The sequence below is a fragment of the Planomicrobium soli genome (assembly GCF_003014655.1).
Taxonomy (GTDB): domain Bacteria; phylum Bacillota; class Bacilli; order Bacillales_A; family Planococcaceae; genus Planococcus; species Planococcus soli_B.
In genome coordinates, this window is the sequence record NZ_PYAT01000002.1 from 303,379 (window position 1) to 321,390 (window position 18,012).

The following is an 18,012-nucleotide window of genomic DNA, read 5'->3' on the forward strand; positions in this document are numbered from 1 at the left end:
AGACAGAACATTTTAGGAATTGAAAATAATACAAGATTAATATAGATGCAGCAAAAACCCCCGGTCTGCCCCTTATCGACCTGGCGCAATCCGGAGGTGCCGTTTTTTTCATTCGGCTGTTTTCTTGAAGACGTCCGCCGCCATTTTTGCTACGATGTCGCTGCTATCATCACCAATATCTTCGATCATCATTGCGAGGATAAAATCTGGATCCTCTTCGTTATACGCAACAAAATAGCCGTTGTTCTTTCCTTTGTCCCGGGTCGCCGCTTTGATCTCCGCCGTCCCGGTCTTGCCGGCAAGCGGGAGGTTTTTCAAGTTGGCCGATTTTGCAAAGCCATCGGTGACGACGTTGCGCATGCTGGTCCGGAGCAATTCGGCGTTTTCCTCGCTAATCAGCTCTTTTTTCCATACTTGTGCTTTTTCGTCTTCTTCAAATAACACCGGTTTGTATATTACCCCACCGTTCAATAACGGCTCGTACATCGACGCCAAGTGCAGAATATTCGTCAGCATCTGCCCTTGCCCGAACGATGTATCGGCGAGTTGCCCTTCTGACGTGATGTGGCCGTCGTTTGAAATTTGCGAAGTGGCCAGGCCCAAGCCGTCAAACGGCAGCTTCTCCCCGAATCCGAAGTTCTCGAGGCCCTCTACCAAAGCATTGCGCCCCAAATCCAGCGCTTGCCGCGCAAAGTAGATATTGTCCGAATAGACGAGCGCGGTATTCAAGTCGACAGGATTTGGTGCATCGTCGTGCAAACGCGCCACACGGAAGCTGCCCCATGTCGGCTTTTGCCAAGTCTTCCCGTTAATTTCCATGCCTTTGTCCGGGTCGAGCGTCCCAGCTTCCAAAGCTATCGCCGCAACCATGGGCTTGATGGCAGAACCTGGAGCGTAAGACGCTGCAAAGCGGACGAACAGCGGATTGAGCGGATCGTTTTGCAGCTTGCCGTAGCGGCTGCCGCTCATTCCTAAAATAAATTCGTTGGGGTTATAGGCAGGCGAACTAGCAAGCACGAGCGTTTCACCCGTATCCGGATTGACGGCCGCACTCGTTCCCGCTTTGCCATCCATCGCTTGATAGACCGCTTTTTGCAGATCGGCATCGATTGTCAGCTTGACCGTGTCACCTTGTTGCGGCTCTTTTTCGGCAGCGGCAATCTTTTCTGCTCCGCCCCCCGCTTTTTCAATGACAATCCGCATGCCTTCTTCGCCGCGCAGACGCTCTTCAAGCGAACGCTCCAAGCCTTGCCGCCCGATCATGTCGCCTTCGTGATAGCCTTCGCCTTTCAGCTCTTCCAGCTGCTCCGCAGTAATCGGTCCGATAAAGCCGGATAGATGGGAAAGCGCTTTGCCGTATGGGTATTCACGGAGCGGAATTTCCCGGCGCTCGGTTCCCGTAATGGCGAAAATCTTATCAAGCGTCTCTTTATTGCTTTTCGCCACTTTGCCGATCGGCACGTAATGGCCGGGGCGTACCCAGCTTTGATTCAGCTGACGGTCTATGGCATCAGCTGTCGTCTTCAATAGCTTTGCGAGTTCCTCTTTTTTGCCCTCGTCGAAGTTGCCGGGCACCACGCCAATTTCATAGCCCGTGCCATTAACGGCAATTCCTTTGCCGTTTCGGTCCATAATTTCACCGCGTTCGGGTTTGGTGATTTCGGTTTTTACTTGATCGCCTTCTTCAAGCTGGGGAAAAATGAACGACGGATCCCACTCCACAAACCAGTCATCGTTCTCATAAAGCAGCGTCAGCGTTTTTTCGAATTGCACCGGCCCTGCTACCGTCGAGATGTCGACCGCAATCGGAAAGTCCGCGAACTCTTCCCCGCTTTTTTCATTCGGCTTCGCATAATCGATCGAGATGCTGGTTGCATCCAGTTCTTCTTTCAGTTGTTCCTGCCAGCCGACGAAGACCTCTTCCCCGTATGCTTCCTTTGTCCCCTCATTCAAATAATTATCGTACATCTCCTGAAAATTTCCTGCCCGCCATAAACTGACGTATTCTTCAAATCGCCCCTCCGGCGAAGATCGGGCTTCCGCTTTTTCTTGCTCTTTTGGCGCCACTTGTTCTTCCGGCTGGCAGCCTGCTAAGAGAATCACTGCTACAAAAAATAGACCGATCCACGTTTTAATCATGGCAGCCCCTCCGCTTTTCTTTCAGTGTATCATTTGACAGAATTTTTAGAAATATATAACGTGATTTTATGCGTTTCCTGTTATAAAATAAGTAAAAGCTTTGTTGTATAGCCGTTTCACAGTTTATCGCTTATTCGGATGAGTCCTAATAACTTGAGAATACTAGACGATTTTTCCCGTTTTCTCGCTCTTCAGCTTTTGTCTTTCACAACAGATAAGAGAGGCGGTGCGGCAGATGTTCGAAGAAATGCCCGCTCGGCATTTATTTGGATTTCTTGCGTTGGCGATCAGCGTTTCCATCATCGCCATGTTCGAGCTTTCCGCAAGCGACCAAATGATCGAAGTGGTTTTTCAACTAGTCCTGTATGTTTTTGTGCCTGTCCTGTATTTCAGCTATTATTTCCATAAGCAAAAAACCTCTGTTAAAAATGTGCTGTTCCTCCACGGACTCCGCCGCTGGGTGCCGGTTGTCGCCGGCCTCGTCTGTTTGTCGTTCATGTTTTCTGCAGGGATGCTGTGGTTCCAGATGTATATCCTGTTGCCGGTCGCGCCTTGGCTTGTCGACTTTTTTACCGGGTCGATCCCGTTGCCCGGCAATACGTTGTATGCGGTCTTTACCCTTGCCATTATTACGGTGATCGGGCCGATTGCTGAGGAATTCATTTTCCGAGGGGTATTGTTAAAGCGGATTATTGCCAAGACGACGATGTGGAGCGGCGTGTTTATCTCAAGCCTTATTTTCGGCATGCTGCACGCCGATATCGTCGGCGCGTTTTTGTTCGGCGTCCTTTCTTCGCTGCTATTTTTACGGACCGGCAACCTGCTTGTCCCGATTTTATTCCACTCCCTGAATAATTCGGTCGCGTCTTATATGATGTTCGTGCCCGGCGCCCGGCCGGACTGGCTCTACATCATCAATAGCGCGGAAGTCTATTCGGAAGCCGGGCCATACGCGACGATGCTGGTCTGCAGTGCGTTTGCCATGCTGTTAGCCATCTGGGGGCTGTCGCGCGGTTTGGAGAAAAAGCTGAGGGATGAACAATTCACCAAGCTGTTGGAATCGTATAACGAACCAGAAAAAAACGAGCTTAGAGACCCTCTCTAAGCTCGTTTTTCTTTATCACGCCATCAGAAAATCCGTCACCACTTCCAAAAAGCGTTCGCGTTCTTCAACGTTCGGCGCGTGGCCCGAATCTTCAAATTCAACAAACACGGCATCCCCAATCAATCCGGCAAGTTCGCGCCCGCGCTCCGGCGGATTCAAGCCATCGTGCGTGCCGCTGATGACAAGCGTCGGGGAAACGACGGTCGGCAAAGCCGAACGGAAATCGAAGCCTTCAAGCGCTTTATTGGCAGCGGCCTGCTGGACGATGGTCAAGTCCGGATCATTGAGTCCCGATTCTTCCTGCCATTCTTCCACCGCAGCGATGTTGTGGAACATGTATTTGAACAAATGCTTTTGCTGCTGCTGTTCGTCCATGCCTTCAATTTCATCGGCGTAACGGTTGAACAGTTCCATCGTCGATGACGTTTTTCCGTTCGACTTGGAAACGACAAGCACCAATTTCTCGACCCGCTCCGGATGCGCAAGCACCACGCCTTGCGCGATATAACTGCCCATCGAAACTCCGAGCACATGCGCTTTTTTGATATTCAGGTGATCAAGCAGCGCAATCACATCTTCAATATGGTCATTCAGCGTAAAACTCAACGGCTTGTCGGAACGGCCATGTCCCCGGCAATCATACGTGATGACCCGGAAATTCTCCTGGAAATAATCCACTTCCTCCTGAAACGCCCGAGCGTTTGCGGTCAAACCATGGATCAAGACCAGCGGCGTTCCTTCCCCCGCTTCTTCGTAATACAACTCCACTCCATTTGCATCAAACTTCGGCATACCTCTTCCTCCTTTTTCTGAATAAAATCGGTCGAATGCACATCAAGCTTTTTCTTGCTCTAATCCTATACCCCGTTTGGCCAGAGATACTTTGGGAAGTTTGGACGGTTTTTAATTTCAACTAAGAAACTTAAGTAAAATTTGTTTCGTCTTAAATTAAAACAATAACGCGCCGTTTGAAAAAAGATTGCTATTCGGGTTGTCTTTTGCCTGAAATCCGAGTGCGCGCTCAGCCAACCGTTGAAGCGCAACAGGAAGTGGAGGTTTGTTGCCAATGAAGAATCTGTTTTTGTTCGGTTATCTGCAAGCCTTATCCTGCATTTTTCCGGTCATCATTTTCGGGGCACTCGCTGTTTCAAAGCTTATTGAAATCCCCGGATTGCCCCGGTATGACTTTATCCTGCTTGTTTGTTTAGCGGCCCAAGGGTTCATGCTGGCATCGCGCCTCGAAACGGCAGATGAATTCAAAGTGATCTGCTTGTTCCACGTAATCGGCTTGGGGCTGGAATTGTTTAAAGTGCATATGGGATCGTGGACGTACCCGGAAGATGCTTACAGCAAATTTTGGGGTGTCCCCCTCTACAGCGGCTTTATGTACGCGAGTGTCGCAAGCTATATTTGCCAAGCATGGCGGCGGCTCGACCTCCACATTTACGGTTGGCCAAAACCCGTTTACGCTATCAGCATCAGCGTACTGATTTATGCAAACTTCTTCACGCACCACTTTTCGTACGACATCCGCTGGGTGTTGAAAGCTTTATTGTTTGTCGTTTTCTATAAAACGGTTGTCATGTTCCGTTTGAGCGGCAGCGTCTATAAAATGCACGCAATTTTAGCGTTTTTGCTCGTCGGCTTTTTTATCTGGATTGCCGAAAACATCGTCACGTTCTTTGGAGCTTGGCAATATCCGGACCAGCAAGCCGCCTGGTCGCTCGTGCATATCGGGAAAATTTCCTCCTGGTTCTTGCTGGTCATCATTAGCATCATCATCGTAGCGCAGTTGAAACGGGTGAAGAGCGGGCTCGCGCAAAGTGCAGAAAGCAAAGCAGCAAGATTTCCCGGCTTCCGTCGAAAAATGGTGTCTTTGGAGGGTGAAAAATGAATAGGATGAGTAAGCTGATCGCTTAGGCGATCAGCTTTTTTGTGGATTAAGAAGATTGGGTTGGGATTGGGAGGAATGATTGATACTGGTTGGGAGGAAATATTTTCTTCATGAAGTTTTGTCGTTTTATCATGAAGTATGATGGTTTCTTCATGAAATTTTTATCTTCTTACATGATGTATCAAGCTTTCAACATGAACTCCTAGAAGTTCTTCATCACTTTCTAAAAAAGTGACGCTCCAAGACCAAGATCAAAAGACATATGGAAGCTGTTCGCGCGGCGAACAGCCTAAGACCGGCTGGCGTCGCTTGGAACAGGAGCAAGCAGTTTGGAAAAATTTGCTTCATGAAGTTTTCGCATTCTATCATGAAGTATCGTCGTTTCTACATGAACTTTTCACCTTCTTACATAGTATCGATCTTTCAACACAAACTTTTCCCAGTTCATCATCACTTTCTAAAAAAGCGGCGCTCCAAGACCATAGATCAAAAGACATATGGAAGCTGTTCGCTACGCGAACAGCCAAAGACCAAAGTTCAAACCCCATAAGGTTGCTTTTCGCCTTGGCGAAAAGCCATCTATACGTCTTTTATCTTTTCCCTTCGAGATAAGGTTCTCTTCTTTTATTCTTATTCGCATCGACACCAGAATAAGGGTGTCGCTTGCAGGTGGAGCGAACCGTTTGCCAAAATTTGCTTCATGAAGTGTTCGCATTCTATCATGAAGTTTCGCGGTTTCTTCATGAACTTTCACGCCTCTTTCATTACGAACCAACCTTTCTACACACACTTTCACAGCTCCTACATGAATCCCAACAAAAAAAGCTAACCCAAAAAGGGTCAGCTTTTTTCTCATCCAGCCACTTTTTCAGCAAACTGGCTGTTATATAGTTCTTCGTAAAATCCTTTTTGCTCGAGCAATTCCGCGTGTGTGCCTTGTTCGATCACTTTGCCCTGGTCCATGACGAGAATCAGGTCAGCGTCTTTGATGGTCGACAGACGGTGCGCGATAACGAAGCTTGTGCGGCCTTTCATCAAGTGGTTCATCGCTTTTTGGATAAAGACTTCAGTGCGCGTATCGACGCTTGATGTTGCTTCATCCAAAATCATGATCGGCGGATCGGCGAGCACAGCGCGCGCGATGGTCAACAACTGCTTCTGGCCTTGCGAGATGTTCGATGCTTCTTCATTCAAAAGCGTGTCGTAGCCGTCCGGCAAGGTGCGGATAAAGTTATCGGCATGCGCCGTGCGTGCGGCGGCAAAAATTTCTTCATCGGTGGCGCCGTTTTTGCCGTAGGCGATATTGTCTTTGATGGTGCCGTTGAAGAGCCACGTATCCTGCAGCACCATGCCAAAGTTTTTCCGCAAGTCGTCACGCGACATGGCGCGTGTATCCAGCCCGTCGATTTTAATGCTGCCTCCGTTCAATTCGTAGAAGCGCATTAACAAATTGATGAGCGTCGTCTTGCCGGCTCCGGTCGGTCCAACGATGGCGACCGTTTGGCCAGGAAGAACATGGATGTTCATGTTCTCGATCAACAGCTCTTCGCCATAGCCAAAATCGACATCTTCAAATTCCACGGAACCTTCTGCACGCTCAAGTGTAACACCTGTCTGTTCTTTCACTTCTTCCTCTTCGTCGAGCAGTTCGAACACCCGCTCCGCCGCAGCCACCGTCGACTGGACGATGTTGGCGATGTTGGCCGTTTGTGTGATGGGTTGCGTAAACTGTTTGGAATAGGTGATGAACGCTTGGACATCCCCGATCGAAATGGTGCGCTGCGTCACCAAAATCCCGCCGACGACTGAAATCAATACATAGCTGATATTGCCGATAAACATCATCATCGGCATGATGATTCCGGAAATAAACTGCGCTTTGCTTCCGGCTTGATATAGTTCTTCGTTGACTGCGTCAAACTGCTCGCCTGATTTTTTCTCATGGCCGAATACTTTGACGACTTGGTGGCCGGTGTACATTTCCTCAATATGGCCATTCAGCTCGCCGAGGGTTTTTTGCTGCTTGGCGAAATACTTTTGCGAGCGTTTCAATACCGGTCCGATCACAAAAATCGACAGGGGCAATGAAACCAGCGCAATCGCCGTCAACAGCGGTGAAATCGACAGCATCATGATGATGATCCCGACAAGCGTGACAATCGAGGTGATAAACTGCGTCAAACTTTGCTGGAGCGTGCTGCCGATCGTATCGATGTCGTTTGTCATGCGGCTTAATGTTTCGCCGTTAGGCCGGCCGTCAAAATACTTCAGCGGCAGCTTCTCGAGTTTTTTATTCACATCTTCGCGCAAATCAAAGACGGTGTCCTGCGCGACGGTCGACATGATAAATTGCTGGATGTAACTAAACAAACTGCTGATTACGTAAAGTCCTGCAAGCAGCAATAAAATTTCGCCGATGCGGCCAAAATCGATTGATGCACCGGGCGTATTCGTAAATTTGCCGTATGCTCCTTCGAACAGTTCCGTGATGGCGATACCCATGATCTTCGGACCAACGATCATAAAGATTGTACTGAGTATGGCTGCTCCAAATACTGCAAGAAGTTTGTTGCGCCGCGGTTTCAAGTAGACGAGCAAGCGCCGCAGTGTTCTTTTGAAATTTTTCGGCTTTTCGCCTGGCACCATCATCATGCCGCCAGGACCGTGCCCGGATCCGCTGCTGCGTTGAGGTTGTTTTTGGCTCATGCGATTTCCTCCTCTGTCAGCTGGGATAGCACGATTTCACGGTAAACTTCGTTGGTTTCAAGAAGATCTTCATGCGTGCCGATGCCTGCAATTCGACCCTTTTCCAAAACAATGATGCGGTCTGCGTCGACGACGGTGCTGACGCGCTGGGCGACGAGCAGCACCGTTGCGTCTTTCGTTTCACTTTTCAATGCTGCGCGAAGCCGGGCATCCGTTTTGTAATCGAGCGCCGAGAAGCTATCGTCAAATATATACAAATCGGGTTTCCGGATCAATGCACGCGCAATCGACAAGCGCTGCTTTTGCCCCCCTGATAAGTTCGAACCGCCTTGTTCGATTTCCGATTCATAGCCTTCTGGCATCCGCTCAATAAATTCTGCAGCTTGCGCAACGTGCGCTGCGTGTTCGATTTCCGCTTGTGTAGCGTCTTGTTTTCCGAAACGGATATTGTCCACAATCGTGCCCGTAAAAAGAATCGCTTTTTGCGGCACGAAGCCGATTTTCGAGCGCACTTCATCTTGCGAAGCTTCGCGGATATCAACGCCGTTCACACGGATCACTCCGCTCTCAATCTCATAAAAGCGCGGAATCAAGTTAATAAGTGTCGTTTTTCCGGAACCTGTCCCACCGATGATCGCCGTCACTTCCCCCGGCTTTGCCGAAAACGAGATATTCGACAGTGCCGGTTTTTCGGCTCCCGGATAGCTGAACGTCACATTGTCGAATTCGAGTGTGCCGCGTTCACGGTCCGCTTTTTTGATTCCATTATCAACAAAAGAAGGCTCCATCTCGAGCACTTCGTTAATGCGGTTGGCCGATACGGCCGCACGCGGAACCATGACAAACATGACCGAAGCCATGACGAGTGCGAACATGATCAGCATGACGTACTGGATGAAGGCCATCAATTCACCGATCTGTAGAGCGCCGGCATCGATGCGGATGCCGCCAAACCAGATAATGCCGACAACCGTCAAGTTCATGACGAGCATCATGACCGGCATGATGAATGCCATAATTTTGTTCACTTTGATCGATACGTCTGTCAAATCGCGATTCGCTTTGGTCATGCGCACCTGCTCTTCCGTTTCCCGGTTGAACGCGCGAATGACGCGGATACCCGTCAAGTTTTCCCGCAGCACCAAGTTCAGGCGATCCAGGCGGTTTTGTACTTCCTTGAACAGCGGCATCCCTTTTTTGAAGATCAAAATGATCGAACCGGCAAGCACCGGCATTGCCGCCAAAATGACGAGCGACAGTTTAGCATCCTGTGAAATCGCCAGGATCAAGCCACCGACCAGCATGATCGGTGCGCTGATGACCATGCGCAGCATCATGATGACCACTTGCTGCACTTGGGTGATGTCGTTTGTTGTCCGTGTGATGAGCGACGCCGTTCCGACTTTATCAAATTCCTGCAGCGTGAATTTCCCGACGTGATTGAACACCCGGCGACGCAAATCGCGGCCAAGGCCCATCGCTGTTCTAGCCGAATAAAAACTTGCGGCAATCGAAGCGATGACCCCGGCTGCAGACACCAAAAGCATAATGCCGCCGATTTCCCAGATGTATGCAGTGTTCCCGGTAACCACGCCATTGTCGATAATATCCGCCATTAATCTCGGCAAATAAAGGTCTGCCATGGATTGGATGAAGACCAGTAGGACGACAGCTGCAATCAGCCACTTATAAACAGTTAAGTTTTTCAGAATTTTAATCATGTTAACTACTCCTCTATTTCAATCGCTTCAAGCAAAGCAGCGATGCGTGAATGAGTCGTGAGCAGGCTATCAACTTCCCGCGAGTCCAGTGCATCCAGCACTCCTTCAAATATGCGGAGAACACTTCCTTCTCTCAAGTGAAGCTCTTTGATAAATCCGATTCCTTTCTCGCTTACCGACAGAAGTACTTCCCGGCGGTTGCCTTCCACTTGCTGACGCTCAAGCAGCCCTTCTTTCACCAAACCGTCAACGGCTTGGCTGAGCGTACTTTTCGGCAAAAACGTTTTCTCGCCGATTGTTTTCTGCGTCATTGCGGATTCGGAAATCAACGTGATTAAAACCGTGTATTGCGGCACCGACAGGCCGTTGTCCGCTGCCGATTTCTGGACAAAGCGGTACAAGTTTTTTTGGACGCTTGCAAACGACTGCAAAAGCTCGACCGAGCGCATGATGCTTTGATTTTCAGTTGGCACCTTCTATTTCCTCCCCACAAGAACAGTTCTAAATGGAACTGTTCGCTATTGATCCTTTAAATTTACTCCTAAAGATTCCTTGAGTCAACTGGGACCGTTCACTTATGCACAAGCATAATTTCCACTGCATGTCTTCACGGCTTTTCGTGTAACTTTCTTCCCTTTGGTCCGTATTAATACAAAGCATTCATCTAAAAAAGAAAAGGGGCTGCTGTCTATGGTTAACCAAACGGTTTATAAATCCGATGTAAAAGGGATAGCGAACGGCATTACTTTTTTGGGTTTCTTTGGAACGGTGTGGGCAAGCGTCGGCATTATCGGACTGCGTGAACTGGGCAGTTATTGGCTTCTTGGAATAGCTGTTTTTATCGGTATTTCTCTCTTTGTGATGGGAATGCGTGTATTCGCTTCAGCAAAGCGCGCACCTGCTCGCAAAAGCCCAGAAAGCCGAAAACGTGAAAAGGCTCTCCAGCTCGGTTTTAACCTTACATTTCTAGCCGAAATTTTGTTGATTTGGCTGGCAGCCTTTCTTCTATCTAGAAGCGGTCATATGGAGTGGTTTTTCCCTGTCATGTGCTTTATCGTCGGAGCACATTTTTTTCCGTTAGCTTATCTTTTTCGCGAGAAAACGCATTTCATCACAGGTACTCTTTTATGTCTGCTTGCCGTTTGCACGGTCCTCTTTCTTCCTGAAACTGCAACCCTCGGTTCCTATCAAATCACCGTCTGGGCTGCTGCTGTCGGCTTTGGCGCTGCCTTGATTTTATGGGCAACCGCTTATTTTATCTGGCTTTCCGGCTTGCCTCTGATTAAACAATTACGCGGGGAATAAAATAAAATCTGCAGAAAGCGAAAAGTGTTCGCTCCTGCAGATTTTATTTTATTCATTATGCATTTTCAGCTATTTATTTTTTAGCCAGTCTGCTGTCCACCTATCAATTTCCTTCTTATCTTCTTCAGTCATCCTTGCTTCCAAATCCCGTTTCAACCGCTCACCGCTCCATGCATAAAACAAATTCATGGAGTCCCACTGTTCAAACGGACCGGCCAATTCTGCGTATCCCTTTCTCCAGCCCCATTCAAAGTCCGCTAAAATTTGAGGATGCAGCTTGAAATTTCTATGGCCCGCCAACTGAAAGATTGAAAAAGTACGGGCAATGTCAAAACGGCAATCGCCAAAAGTGGCATTTGCCCAATCAAGGACTACTGTAACGTTCCGGCCATCGGTCAATACATTTAATGGATGATAATCGAGATGAAGCAAAACAGCTTTTGAATCAATCCTTGGGATAGCCGACAAAATTTCTGCTTCTTGTCTGGAAGGCGTCAGCCAGGAGCGCGGTTCCCCGTGGCAATCCGGAATTGCAGCCTGATTGATCCGGGCTTGGATTTTGCCGAATCCCATCCCCAATATTTCTGCATTTTCGGGACCTTCCGCAAGCGCCTCTAAAATCGTCTGCCCTTCTCCCCATTCCATCAACATTACCGCCCAGCCATCAATTTTCTGGATTTTTCGGACTTTCGGGACCGGCACGCCGTTTCTTGCGGCAATATCCATCATCTTCTTTTCCTGGATAAACTGATCGTACTTTTGTGAGGGCAAAAGCCGCAATGCGTATGCAGCTCCCGGCGCAGTTATTCTAAACACCCGGCTATCAAACCCACCTTGTATTTCTACGCATGATTCAACTGAGGAAAGCCCCATTTTTTTAAGAATGCCCGTAGTTTCAAGACTTGTCGGCCGAATGGGTGATTCGGTGATTTTTTCAACAGTAAAAGGTATGAGCCGGACTTTTTTATGGCGCAATTCCTTGAACCGTTCGCTGTTCTTATCCATCTTATTGCCTCCTCTTTCCAATTACGCTGAATTTTAATAGCTTCAGTGTAGGCGGCTGCATGATGGGCGTCAATTTTAGCAAAAGAAAACACCTTGCGGGGCAAGGTGTTAAGAGCATTCACTTAAGGCATAGTATCAATGCAATTATAGCAATATTCGACCATAATCAAAGGCAATTTCTTGTTTTGGAACTTTTCCGGGGATGCCCAGACGTCATTGAATATACGGCTGACTATCTCCTCACAGATAGCTTGATCTGGAACAGCGCGATAAGAGATTTTCCATAGCAAGCGAGAATAACGATCATATAACTCGCTTAATGCCTGGTGTTCCCGATTATAAATTCTTATCAACAAAAGCTCATCTGTAGTCAACTTGCCACCCCCACCCTCAAATTACCCGGGCGAAAAGAACTAAAACCTCGAAACTAGGATTTTATCGAATTTCCAATGAATATTTTGATTTTTTTCTGTTTATATTACTTAACATACATCTTTCTAGTGCGAATAACCTATTCGCAATTGTTGATGAGGTCAATGCATAAGGTGAGTTAATGCTTTATCAATCGTATCGTAGCGGAACTCGAAACCTTCTTTTTGCAGTCGTTCCGGCAGAACCCATCGGCTTTTCAGCACCAGTTCCGTCTCGGTGCGGATCATTGCAGCTCCCATTTCAAGAATCCAGGATGGCGCACGGAAACCCATAGGACGTTTTGCTTGTTTGCGCAATTCCTCCATCAATACCTGATTTGATACTGGATAAGGAGCCGAACAGTTAAAGATTCCGTTAAGATGGGGACGGTCTTGAAGAAACAGGACGGTGCGGTAAAGATCTTCAATATGGATCCAGCTGAACATTTGGTCTCCTGGCCCTTGCACACCGCCAAGGCCTAAACGCACCAAATTCAAATAAGGCGTCATGACACCGCCATTTTCTCCTAAAACGATAGCGGTCCGAAGTGCTACTTGACGCGTCCGCGGCAGCTTGAAAGAGAACAGCGACTGCTCCCAGGCTTTTGCAACTTCCACGGAAAATCCCGTCCCAATTTCCCCGGTCGATTCAGTCATCGGCCGGTCTTTCGCATGCCGATAAATCGTCGCCGAACTGGAGTTGATCCAAAGCGGCGGTGCGTTTTCACACGCATACATCGCATTTCCTAAAATCTGCGTCGTCTCAATCCGCGACTCCAAGATTTCTTCTTTATTCCGTTTGTTGTAACGGCAGTTTACCGACTTGCCAGCCAAGTTGATCAACATTTCCGCTCCGTCCAATGCGGCTACAATGCCCGTATGGTCAAGCCAAGATAAATGCTTGTCCTTTCTGGAGATTATGTGTACATCATATCCATCTTCCAAAAACCTTTTCTCAAAATAGCGGCCAATAAATCCTGTCCCTCCGGCGATTACCACTTTCCGTTCCACGCCATCCCCTCGTTTCCAGTATATTCATACTATACTTAACGTTTGAGTAGAAGAAAAGTTACAGGATTTGGAGATTTCTTAGTTAAAATACCTATCTTTTTTTCCAATTTCGCAAGAAGGCTTTTTGTTTATCATAAAAAATTGTGGACTAGCAACAGCTCTGAAACGAAAATGAGTTCTATTCAACTAAATTGGTTTTTTTATTTTCTGTTAGTTGGTTATTAAACAGAGAGAATTATAACCATAATTATCAGCTTCGGTGAAAGGTAAAAGTCAGCCGCTTCCGACTGGTTTTTCATCATTTAGACGCTGCAATATGTTCTTTTAACGTAAATGCTGGACGCAATTCGCCGATTTTTTCTTTCCGGGCGTTTTCAAGCGGCGGGTAATGGTAATCGCGCAATTGTTCTTTTTGTTCATCTGTCAGCAGGCCGAGTTGGGATAGCACTTCCATGGCGACCGCGGACGTCGCACGGGCATTGCCATCTTCGACTTTCAAGGCGATACCGAAACCCGTTTCTTTGTCGCCGATGCAGTAGACGCCTTCCGCACCTGCTTTGGCAAACATCCGACCGTTCAGGATGCGCATGAAGTCGGTACAAAAACGGTCTGTCCCGCCGACCATTTCAGGTTCCGCCATCATTGCTGCTGTAACCCGCTCGACCGCATTCCGGCGCCTTTCCGGTAAACCGCTTGGATTCGCCATTTTTGCAAAACTAAGCGCCAGGTTTTCAATCGGCACGCCATGCACCGGCACGCCGCAGCCATCGACGCCGATGACAATTTTGCTCTCCTGCACTTCCGTCAACTCGCTGATCACTTGAAGGATGCGCTGCTGGACCGGATGGTCGAGCTTATAGTAGTCTGCTGTCGATTCGTTCATATGCTTTGCTGTTGCCAGCATGCCGCTATGCTTGCCGGAGCAATTGTTGTAAATCTCTGTAAGCGGCTCGCCCGACTTGATAAGCGCTCTATACGCCGCTTCCCATTTCGGGTTGTGGGTGCCGCACTTCAGATCCGCTATTGCCAACCCGGTTCTGTCCAGGATTGCCTCCACCCGTTCTGTATGCTGCTCTTCCCCGTTATGCGATGCACATGCCAATGACAAGTCCGCATCACTAAACCGGTAATGGTCGGCTGCCCCTGTTTCCACAATGGGAATGGCCTGCAGCGGTTTCATGGATGACCGGGCGTAAATCACTTTCTGTGGATCCCCTACGCTATACAGCAACTCATGTTTTGCATTGACTACAGCTACATGGCCTCTATGTAGACTTTCAACAAGCGCTCCTCTTGTAACCTCCACCACTGCTTCTGCTGTCATTGGGCACCTCTTCTTTTTTATTTTTGGACGAAACTCCATTGGCAATAAAAGAATTTGGATTGTTATGATAATTTTAATTCATCCTCAAAGGGATTGCACTTTATTTTAGGGAGACTAAATAATTTGCGGTATACTTTTCAATAAAAAGACAAGTGGTGAGAGCATGATCAGATTAGCGAGCGGAATGGATGCAGAAGCGATAATGAACATCAACAACGAAATAACCATGTCGGAAGCCACAACGAAGTTTTTTATTTCTTCTCCAACCGAATTGGCCTACAAGGTCGACGAACAAAAAGAGAAGATTGAAAAGGCGCTTGAGAAAAACAATTTGTATGTGGTATATGAAACCGAAGGGCAAGTGGTCGGTTTTCTGGTCTTCAGGCGCTATGAATATGCCCGTTTGAACCATGCCGGTGCGATGGGAATGGGCATTAAAGAAGGATATAGAAGCCAGGGCATCGGCACGCAACTGATCTGCTTTTTGATTGAATGGGGCAAGCAGCAGGAGAACCTGGAAAAGATCTGCTTGGGCGTCGTTTCAGTCAATGAACGGGCCATCAATGTGTACCGGCGATTAGGTTTTGTCGAGGAAGGCAGGCAGCAGAATCAAATCAAGTACGAAGATGGTTCTTATAGTGACGACATCATGATGGCTTACATGCTGAAGTAAAATAGCAATGCCCCAGTCCGATTGCGGCTGGGGCATCTTTTCATCCAAATTCTTTTTGGTGCTTTTTCTTGCGCGCCAAGTAGTCCTGGTCTTCCCGGATCTCGTCCCACTTCTTTTTGAAGATCGCCGCAGACTCGGCTTTTACCGGATCGATGTTGCGCTCCTTGATGGTGCCGTCCTCGTTGTATTTGCGGCCGCCTTTGTAATTCGTGTAGCGCCGCGCGCGCGTATAGCCCATCTGGATGAACTTCCGGGCCATATCCATTCCCACAAAATCATCCTGCTTGCGGTACTCTTCGAACATTTCATAAATCTTGTCGCACGATTCCTGAGCAATCTCCGGCGTCTTGAAACGCCAATGCGGCAAGATCTCGCCCTTATAAGGCTCTACGAGCAGCACTCCCTGCTCGCCTTTACCTACCCGGTACAGTTCCGGATGCTTCCGCAGATCTAAATTTTCATAATCCAAATCGTAATCAAATGCCATTTAAATGCACCCCTTTTTGGTGCTATACCCGGTTTTAGGGTGGTGCATGCAGGTAGAAATGAGGAAAGTGTGTGTATGAGGGACGATTCGTCATGTAAGAACACCAAGAGTTCATCTAGAAACTTCCATACTTCATGTAAGAACCCGAAAACTTCATGAAGCAAATTTCCTCAACCCGCTTGCTCTCACTCCAAGCGACGCCTACCAGCATTTAGCTGTTCGCTGCGCGAACAGTTCCATATAGCTTTTGATCTTTGCTTTTGGAGAGTCGCTCCTTTAGAAAGTGAAAAAGAACCGGGGAAATTTCATATAGAAAGCTGGGTTCGTCATGTAAAAATACTAAGAGTTCATGTAGAAACTTCGATACTTCATGTAAAGACCCGAAAACTTCATGAAGCAAATTTTTCCAACCGCTATCTTCCAAACGAAAAGGCTGTTTCGCTTAAGCGAAACAGCCCTTACTCTATCTTATCCGATCTCCCAATGGATCAATCCGTCAGCCACATGCGTCTGTTTGAATCCAGACTTTTCGAGCACCTTGATTGAGGGTTGATTTGTCTCAAGGCAATTGGCGATGATTTTTGTGACCGCCTCTTTTTGTTTCAGCCACTCCACTAATCCTTTGACCATTTCGGTCGCATAGCCTTTATTGCGGAAACTTTCTGCAATGCCGTACCCGATTTCAACCACGCCATTAGCGTCCGGACCGCCTTTGCAGCCAATTTCACCAACCAGCTGCCTTGCTTCCCAGTCGACCACGATGCGGCTCCACTGGCTCGCTTCCGGGGTTTGCGTCAGCTTTTCTATCTTCGCTTCCAGCTTTTTCGCGTAGGCCGGGCTAGGCCATTCTTCGGGTACATGGCTTCCGATCATTTCTTCTAGTTCGTTTCGTCCGTTTAGAACAGCCTGTACTTGCTTGAGCGTAAATGGCAATAAATTCAGTCGTTCCGTCCTAATCATGTTGCTCCCCCTAAAAATAATGGTCTATAGGAGATGGATCGCTCGAGCGAATATCTACTCTCCTGTGTTTTACTGCTATCGGTGGAGAGTCGCTTAGAAATACGGGAAGCTCATGAAGAAAGTGAGATTCGTTATGGTACCTTTTCAAAAGTTCATGTATAAACTGCAATACTTCATGTAAAAACCGAAAAAATTCATAAAGAAAATATTGGCAATCCTTACTTCAACTTCTCTAAGAAAACTATAAAGCAGGAACGCCTGCGCCCCGTTTTCTTTCTACATCTCCACGTCTATTCCGACGCCAGTTTTTTGCGCTTTTGCGTAAACACCCTTGGCCACGGCCAAATCGAAATAAGCGGCGCCAACCGATTTGAAGAACGTGATTTCCTCATCTGATTGCCTCACTTTAGACTCGCCGCCTGCAAGTTCACTTAAAGTGCCATAGACTTGATCAAATGACCAAATTCCGTTTTTGGCACTATGGATCAATTCGCCGGCTTCGCCTTTTACTCCGTCCAAGTCGTCGACAACAATTTTGTCAGCGCGCACTACCGTTGCCTCGTCCACTTCGCGCATACGCGGCAAATAAGAACCTACTCCGTTTATGTGGGTGCCTGGCTGCAAATCGGCCCCTTTAAAAACAGGTTTATTTGAACGTGTCGCACAACAAATAATATCCGCCTTTTTCACAGCTTTTGCAACATTGATTTCCACTTCCCACAAAATTTCTATGCCAAACTGGGTTAAGCTCTCACCAAAAGCCTGCGCTTTTTCGGATGTCCGGTTCACCAGAATGATTTTCTCGATCGCCCGCACGGCAAGCACACCAAGCACTTGTTCAAATGCCATCGCCCCCGTGCCGATAACAACCAGTACCCGGCTTTCTTTTTTCGCCAATAAATCGGTCGCAATGCCGCTGAGCGCTCCGGTGCGCAGCCGCGTTAAATAGGATGCGGCCATCAACGCTACGTGCTCTCCGTTGGACGCGTCCGTCAGCAAAATCATTCCTTGGGTCGTCGGCTTTCCTTGCGCCGGATTTTCAGGGAAGATCGTGACCACTTTAACGCCCGCCACATCCCCCGCCAAATCGGCGCTTGGCATGTATAAGGCCGATGCTTCCCGTTCTGGAAACTCGATGACTGTGCGATGCGGGTTGGCGATTTTTTCTTGTTCTTTCGCTTTCAAGATAGCCATTACATCGGCAATAGCATCGCTCATTTTATAAAACTGCTGGATTTGCTTTTCATTGATTGTTAACATTCAATTCCTCCT

General features: G+C 47.9%; 17 protein-coding genes. 4 read left to right on the forward strand and 13 right to left on the reverse strand.

Translation table 11 applies throughout. From position 1 onward, the window contains the following. Positions 1–108: 108 nt before the first annotated feature. Positions 109–2,139, reverse strand: a complete 2,031-nt coding sequence (locus B0H99_RS03655; protein ID WP_106532275.1) for a penicillin-binding transpeptidase domain-containing protein — start codon at positions 2,137–2,139, stop codon at positions 109–111. 247 nt (positions 2,140–2,386) lie between these two features. On the opposite strand from B0H99_RS03655, the gene B0H99_RS03660 reads away from it, so the two are divergent. After that, positions 2,387–3,244 (forward strand): CPBP family intramembrane glutamic endopeptidase, encoded by an 858-nt coding sequence (locus B0H99_RS03660; protein ID WP_181313559.1) that lies wholly within the window; start codon positions 2,387–2,389, stop codon positions 3,242–3,244. A gap of 15 nt (positions 3,245–3,259) precedes the next feature. Here the strand turns inward: B0H99_RS03660 and B0H99_RS03665 are convergent, their stop codons facing one another. After that, on the reverse strand, positions 3,260–4,036 hold the full coding sequence (locus B0H99_RS03665) for an alpha/beta fold hydrolase (RefSeq protein ID WP_106532277.1): 777 nt from the start codon (positions 4,034–4,036) through the stop codon (positions 3,260–3,262). 265 nt (positions 4,037–4,301) lie between these two features. Here B0H99_RS03665 and B0H99_RS03670 point away from each other — a divergent pair, with 265 nt between their 5' ends. Further along, on the forward strand, positions 4,302–5,138 hold the full coding sequence (locus tag B0H99_RS03670; RefSeq protein ID WP_106532278.1) for a DUF817 domain-containing protein: 837 nt from the start codon (positions 4,302–4,304) through the stop codon (positions 5,136–5,138). Between the two features lie 511 nt (positions 5,139–5,649). Here B0H99_RS03670 and B0H99_RS03675 read toward each other — a convergent pair. From B0H99_RS03675 to B0H99_RS03690, 4 genes are read right to left on the reverse strand one after another with little or no spacing between them, the layout of a single operon-like run. Continuing rightward, a complete protein-coding gene (locus B0H99_RS03675; protein WP_106532279.1) occupies positions 5,650–5,994 on the reverse strand; it encodes a hypothetical protein in 345 nt (114 codons plus the stop codon). Then, the gene (locus B0H99_RS03680; RefSeq protein ID WP_106532280.1) at positions 5,991–7,844 is read right to left on the reverse strand and encodes an ABC transporter ATP-binding protein; all 1,854 of its coding nucleotides are present in this window, start codon (positions 7,842–7,844) and stop codon (positions 5,991–5,993) included. The genes B0H99_RS03675 and B0H99_RS03680 overlap by 4 nt, the downstream gene beginning before the upstream one ends. Then, positions 7,841–9,565 (reverse strand): ABC transporter ATP-binding protein, encoded by a 1,725-nt coding sequence (locus tag B0H99_RS03685; RefSeq protein ID WP_106532281.1) that lies wholly within the window; start codon positions 9,563–9,565, stop codon positions 7,841–7,843. Before B0H99_RS03685 ends, B0H99_RS03680 begins: the two co-directional genes overlap by 4 nt. A 5-nt stretch (positions 9,566–9,570) precedes the next feature. Beyond that, complete coding sequence (locus tag B0H99_RS03690) at positions 9,571–10,038, reverse strand: MarR family winged helix-turn-helix transcriptional regulator (protein WP_181313560.1); 468 nt, start codon at positions 10,036–10,038, stop codon at positions 9,571–9,573. 217 nt (positions 10,039–10,255) lie between these two features. On the opposite strand from B0H99_RS03690, the gene B0H99_RS03695 reads away from it, so the two are divergent. Next, positions 10,256–10,870, forward strand: coding sequence for a DUF7010 family protein (locus B0H99_RS03695; RefSeq protein WP_106532282.1), 615 nt, complete (start codon positions 10,256–10,258; stop codon positions 10,868–10,870). A 69-nt stretch (positions 10,871–10,939) separates the two neighbouring features. Here B0H99_RS03695 and B0H99_RS03700 read toward each other — a convergent pair whose 3' ends face one another. The 4 genes from B0H99_RS03700 to B0H99_RS03715 all read right to left on the reverse strand — a co-directional run bounded on the left by B0H99_RS03700 (position 10,940) and on the right by B0H99_RS03715 (position 14,620). Continuing rightward, the gene (locus B0H99_RS03700; RefSeq protein WP_106532283.1) at positions 10,940–11,875 is read right to left on the reverse strand and encodes a phosphotransferase family protein; all 936 of its coding nucleotides are present in this window, start codon (positions 11,873–11,875) and stop codon (positions 10,940–10,942) included. 122 nt (positions 11,876–11,997) lie between these two features. Next, a complete protein-coding gene (locus B0H99_RS03705; RefSeq protein ID WP_106532284.1) occupies positions 11,998–12,249 on the reverse strand; it encodes an RNA polymerase sigma factor in 252 nt (83 codons plus the stop codon). Between the two features lie 159 nt (positions 12,250–12,408). Next, positions 12,409–13,296: a TIGR01777 family oxidoreductase gene (locus tag B0H99_RS03710; protein WP_106532285.1), complete on the reverse strand. Its 888-nt coding sequence runs from the start codon at positions 13,294–13,296 to the stop codon at positions 12,409–12,411. A gap of 298 nt (positions 13,297–13,594) precedes the next feature. Beyond that, on the reverse strand, positions 13,595–14,620 hold the full coding sequence (locus tag B0H99_RS03715) for an asparaginase (RefSeq protein ID WP_106532286.1): 1,026 nt from the start codon (positions 14,618–14,620) through the stop codon (positions 13,595–13,597). A 163-nt stretch (positions 14,621–14,783) separates the two neighbouring features. Here B0H99_RS03715 and B0H99_RS03720 point away from each other — a divergent pair, with 163 nt between their 5' ends. After that, complete coding sequence (locus B0H99_RS03720; protein WP_106532287.1) at positions 14,784–15,293, forward strand: GNAT family N-acetyltransferase; 510 nt, start codon at positions 14,784–14,786, stop codon at positions 15,291–15,293. 40 nt (positions 15,294–15,333) lie between these two features. Here B0H99_RS03720 and B0H99_RS03725 read toward each other — a convergent pair whose 3' ends face one another. From B0H99_RS03725 to B0H99_RS03735, 3 genes are all read right to left on the reverse strand, one after another. Further along, positions 15,334–15,780, reverse strand: coding sequence for a DUF4385 domain-containing protein (locus tag B0H99_RS03725; protein WP_106532288.1), 447 nt, complete (start codon positions 15,778–15,780; stop codon positions 15,334–15,336). 468 nt (positions 15,781–16,248) lie between these two features. Beyond that, positions 16,249–16,740, reverse strand: a complete 492-nt coding sequence (locus B0H99_RS03730) for a GNAT family N-acetyltransferase (RefSeq protein WP_106532289.1) — start codon at positions 16,738–16,740, stop codon at positions 16,249–16,251. Positions 16,741–17,016: 276 nt separating this feature from the next. Next, a complete protein-coding gene (locus tag B0H99_RS03735) occupies positions 17,017–18,000 on the reverse strand; it encodes an ornithine cyclodeaminase family protein (protein WP_106532290.1) in 984 nt (327 codons plus the stop codon). Positions 18,001–18,012: the final 12 nt, after the last annotated feature.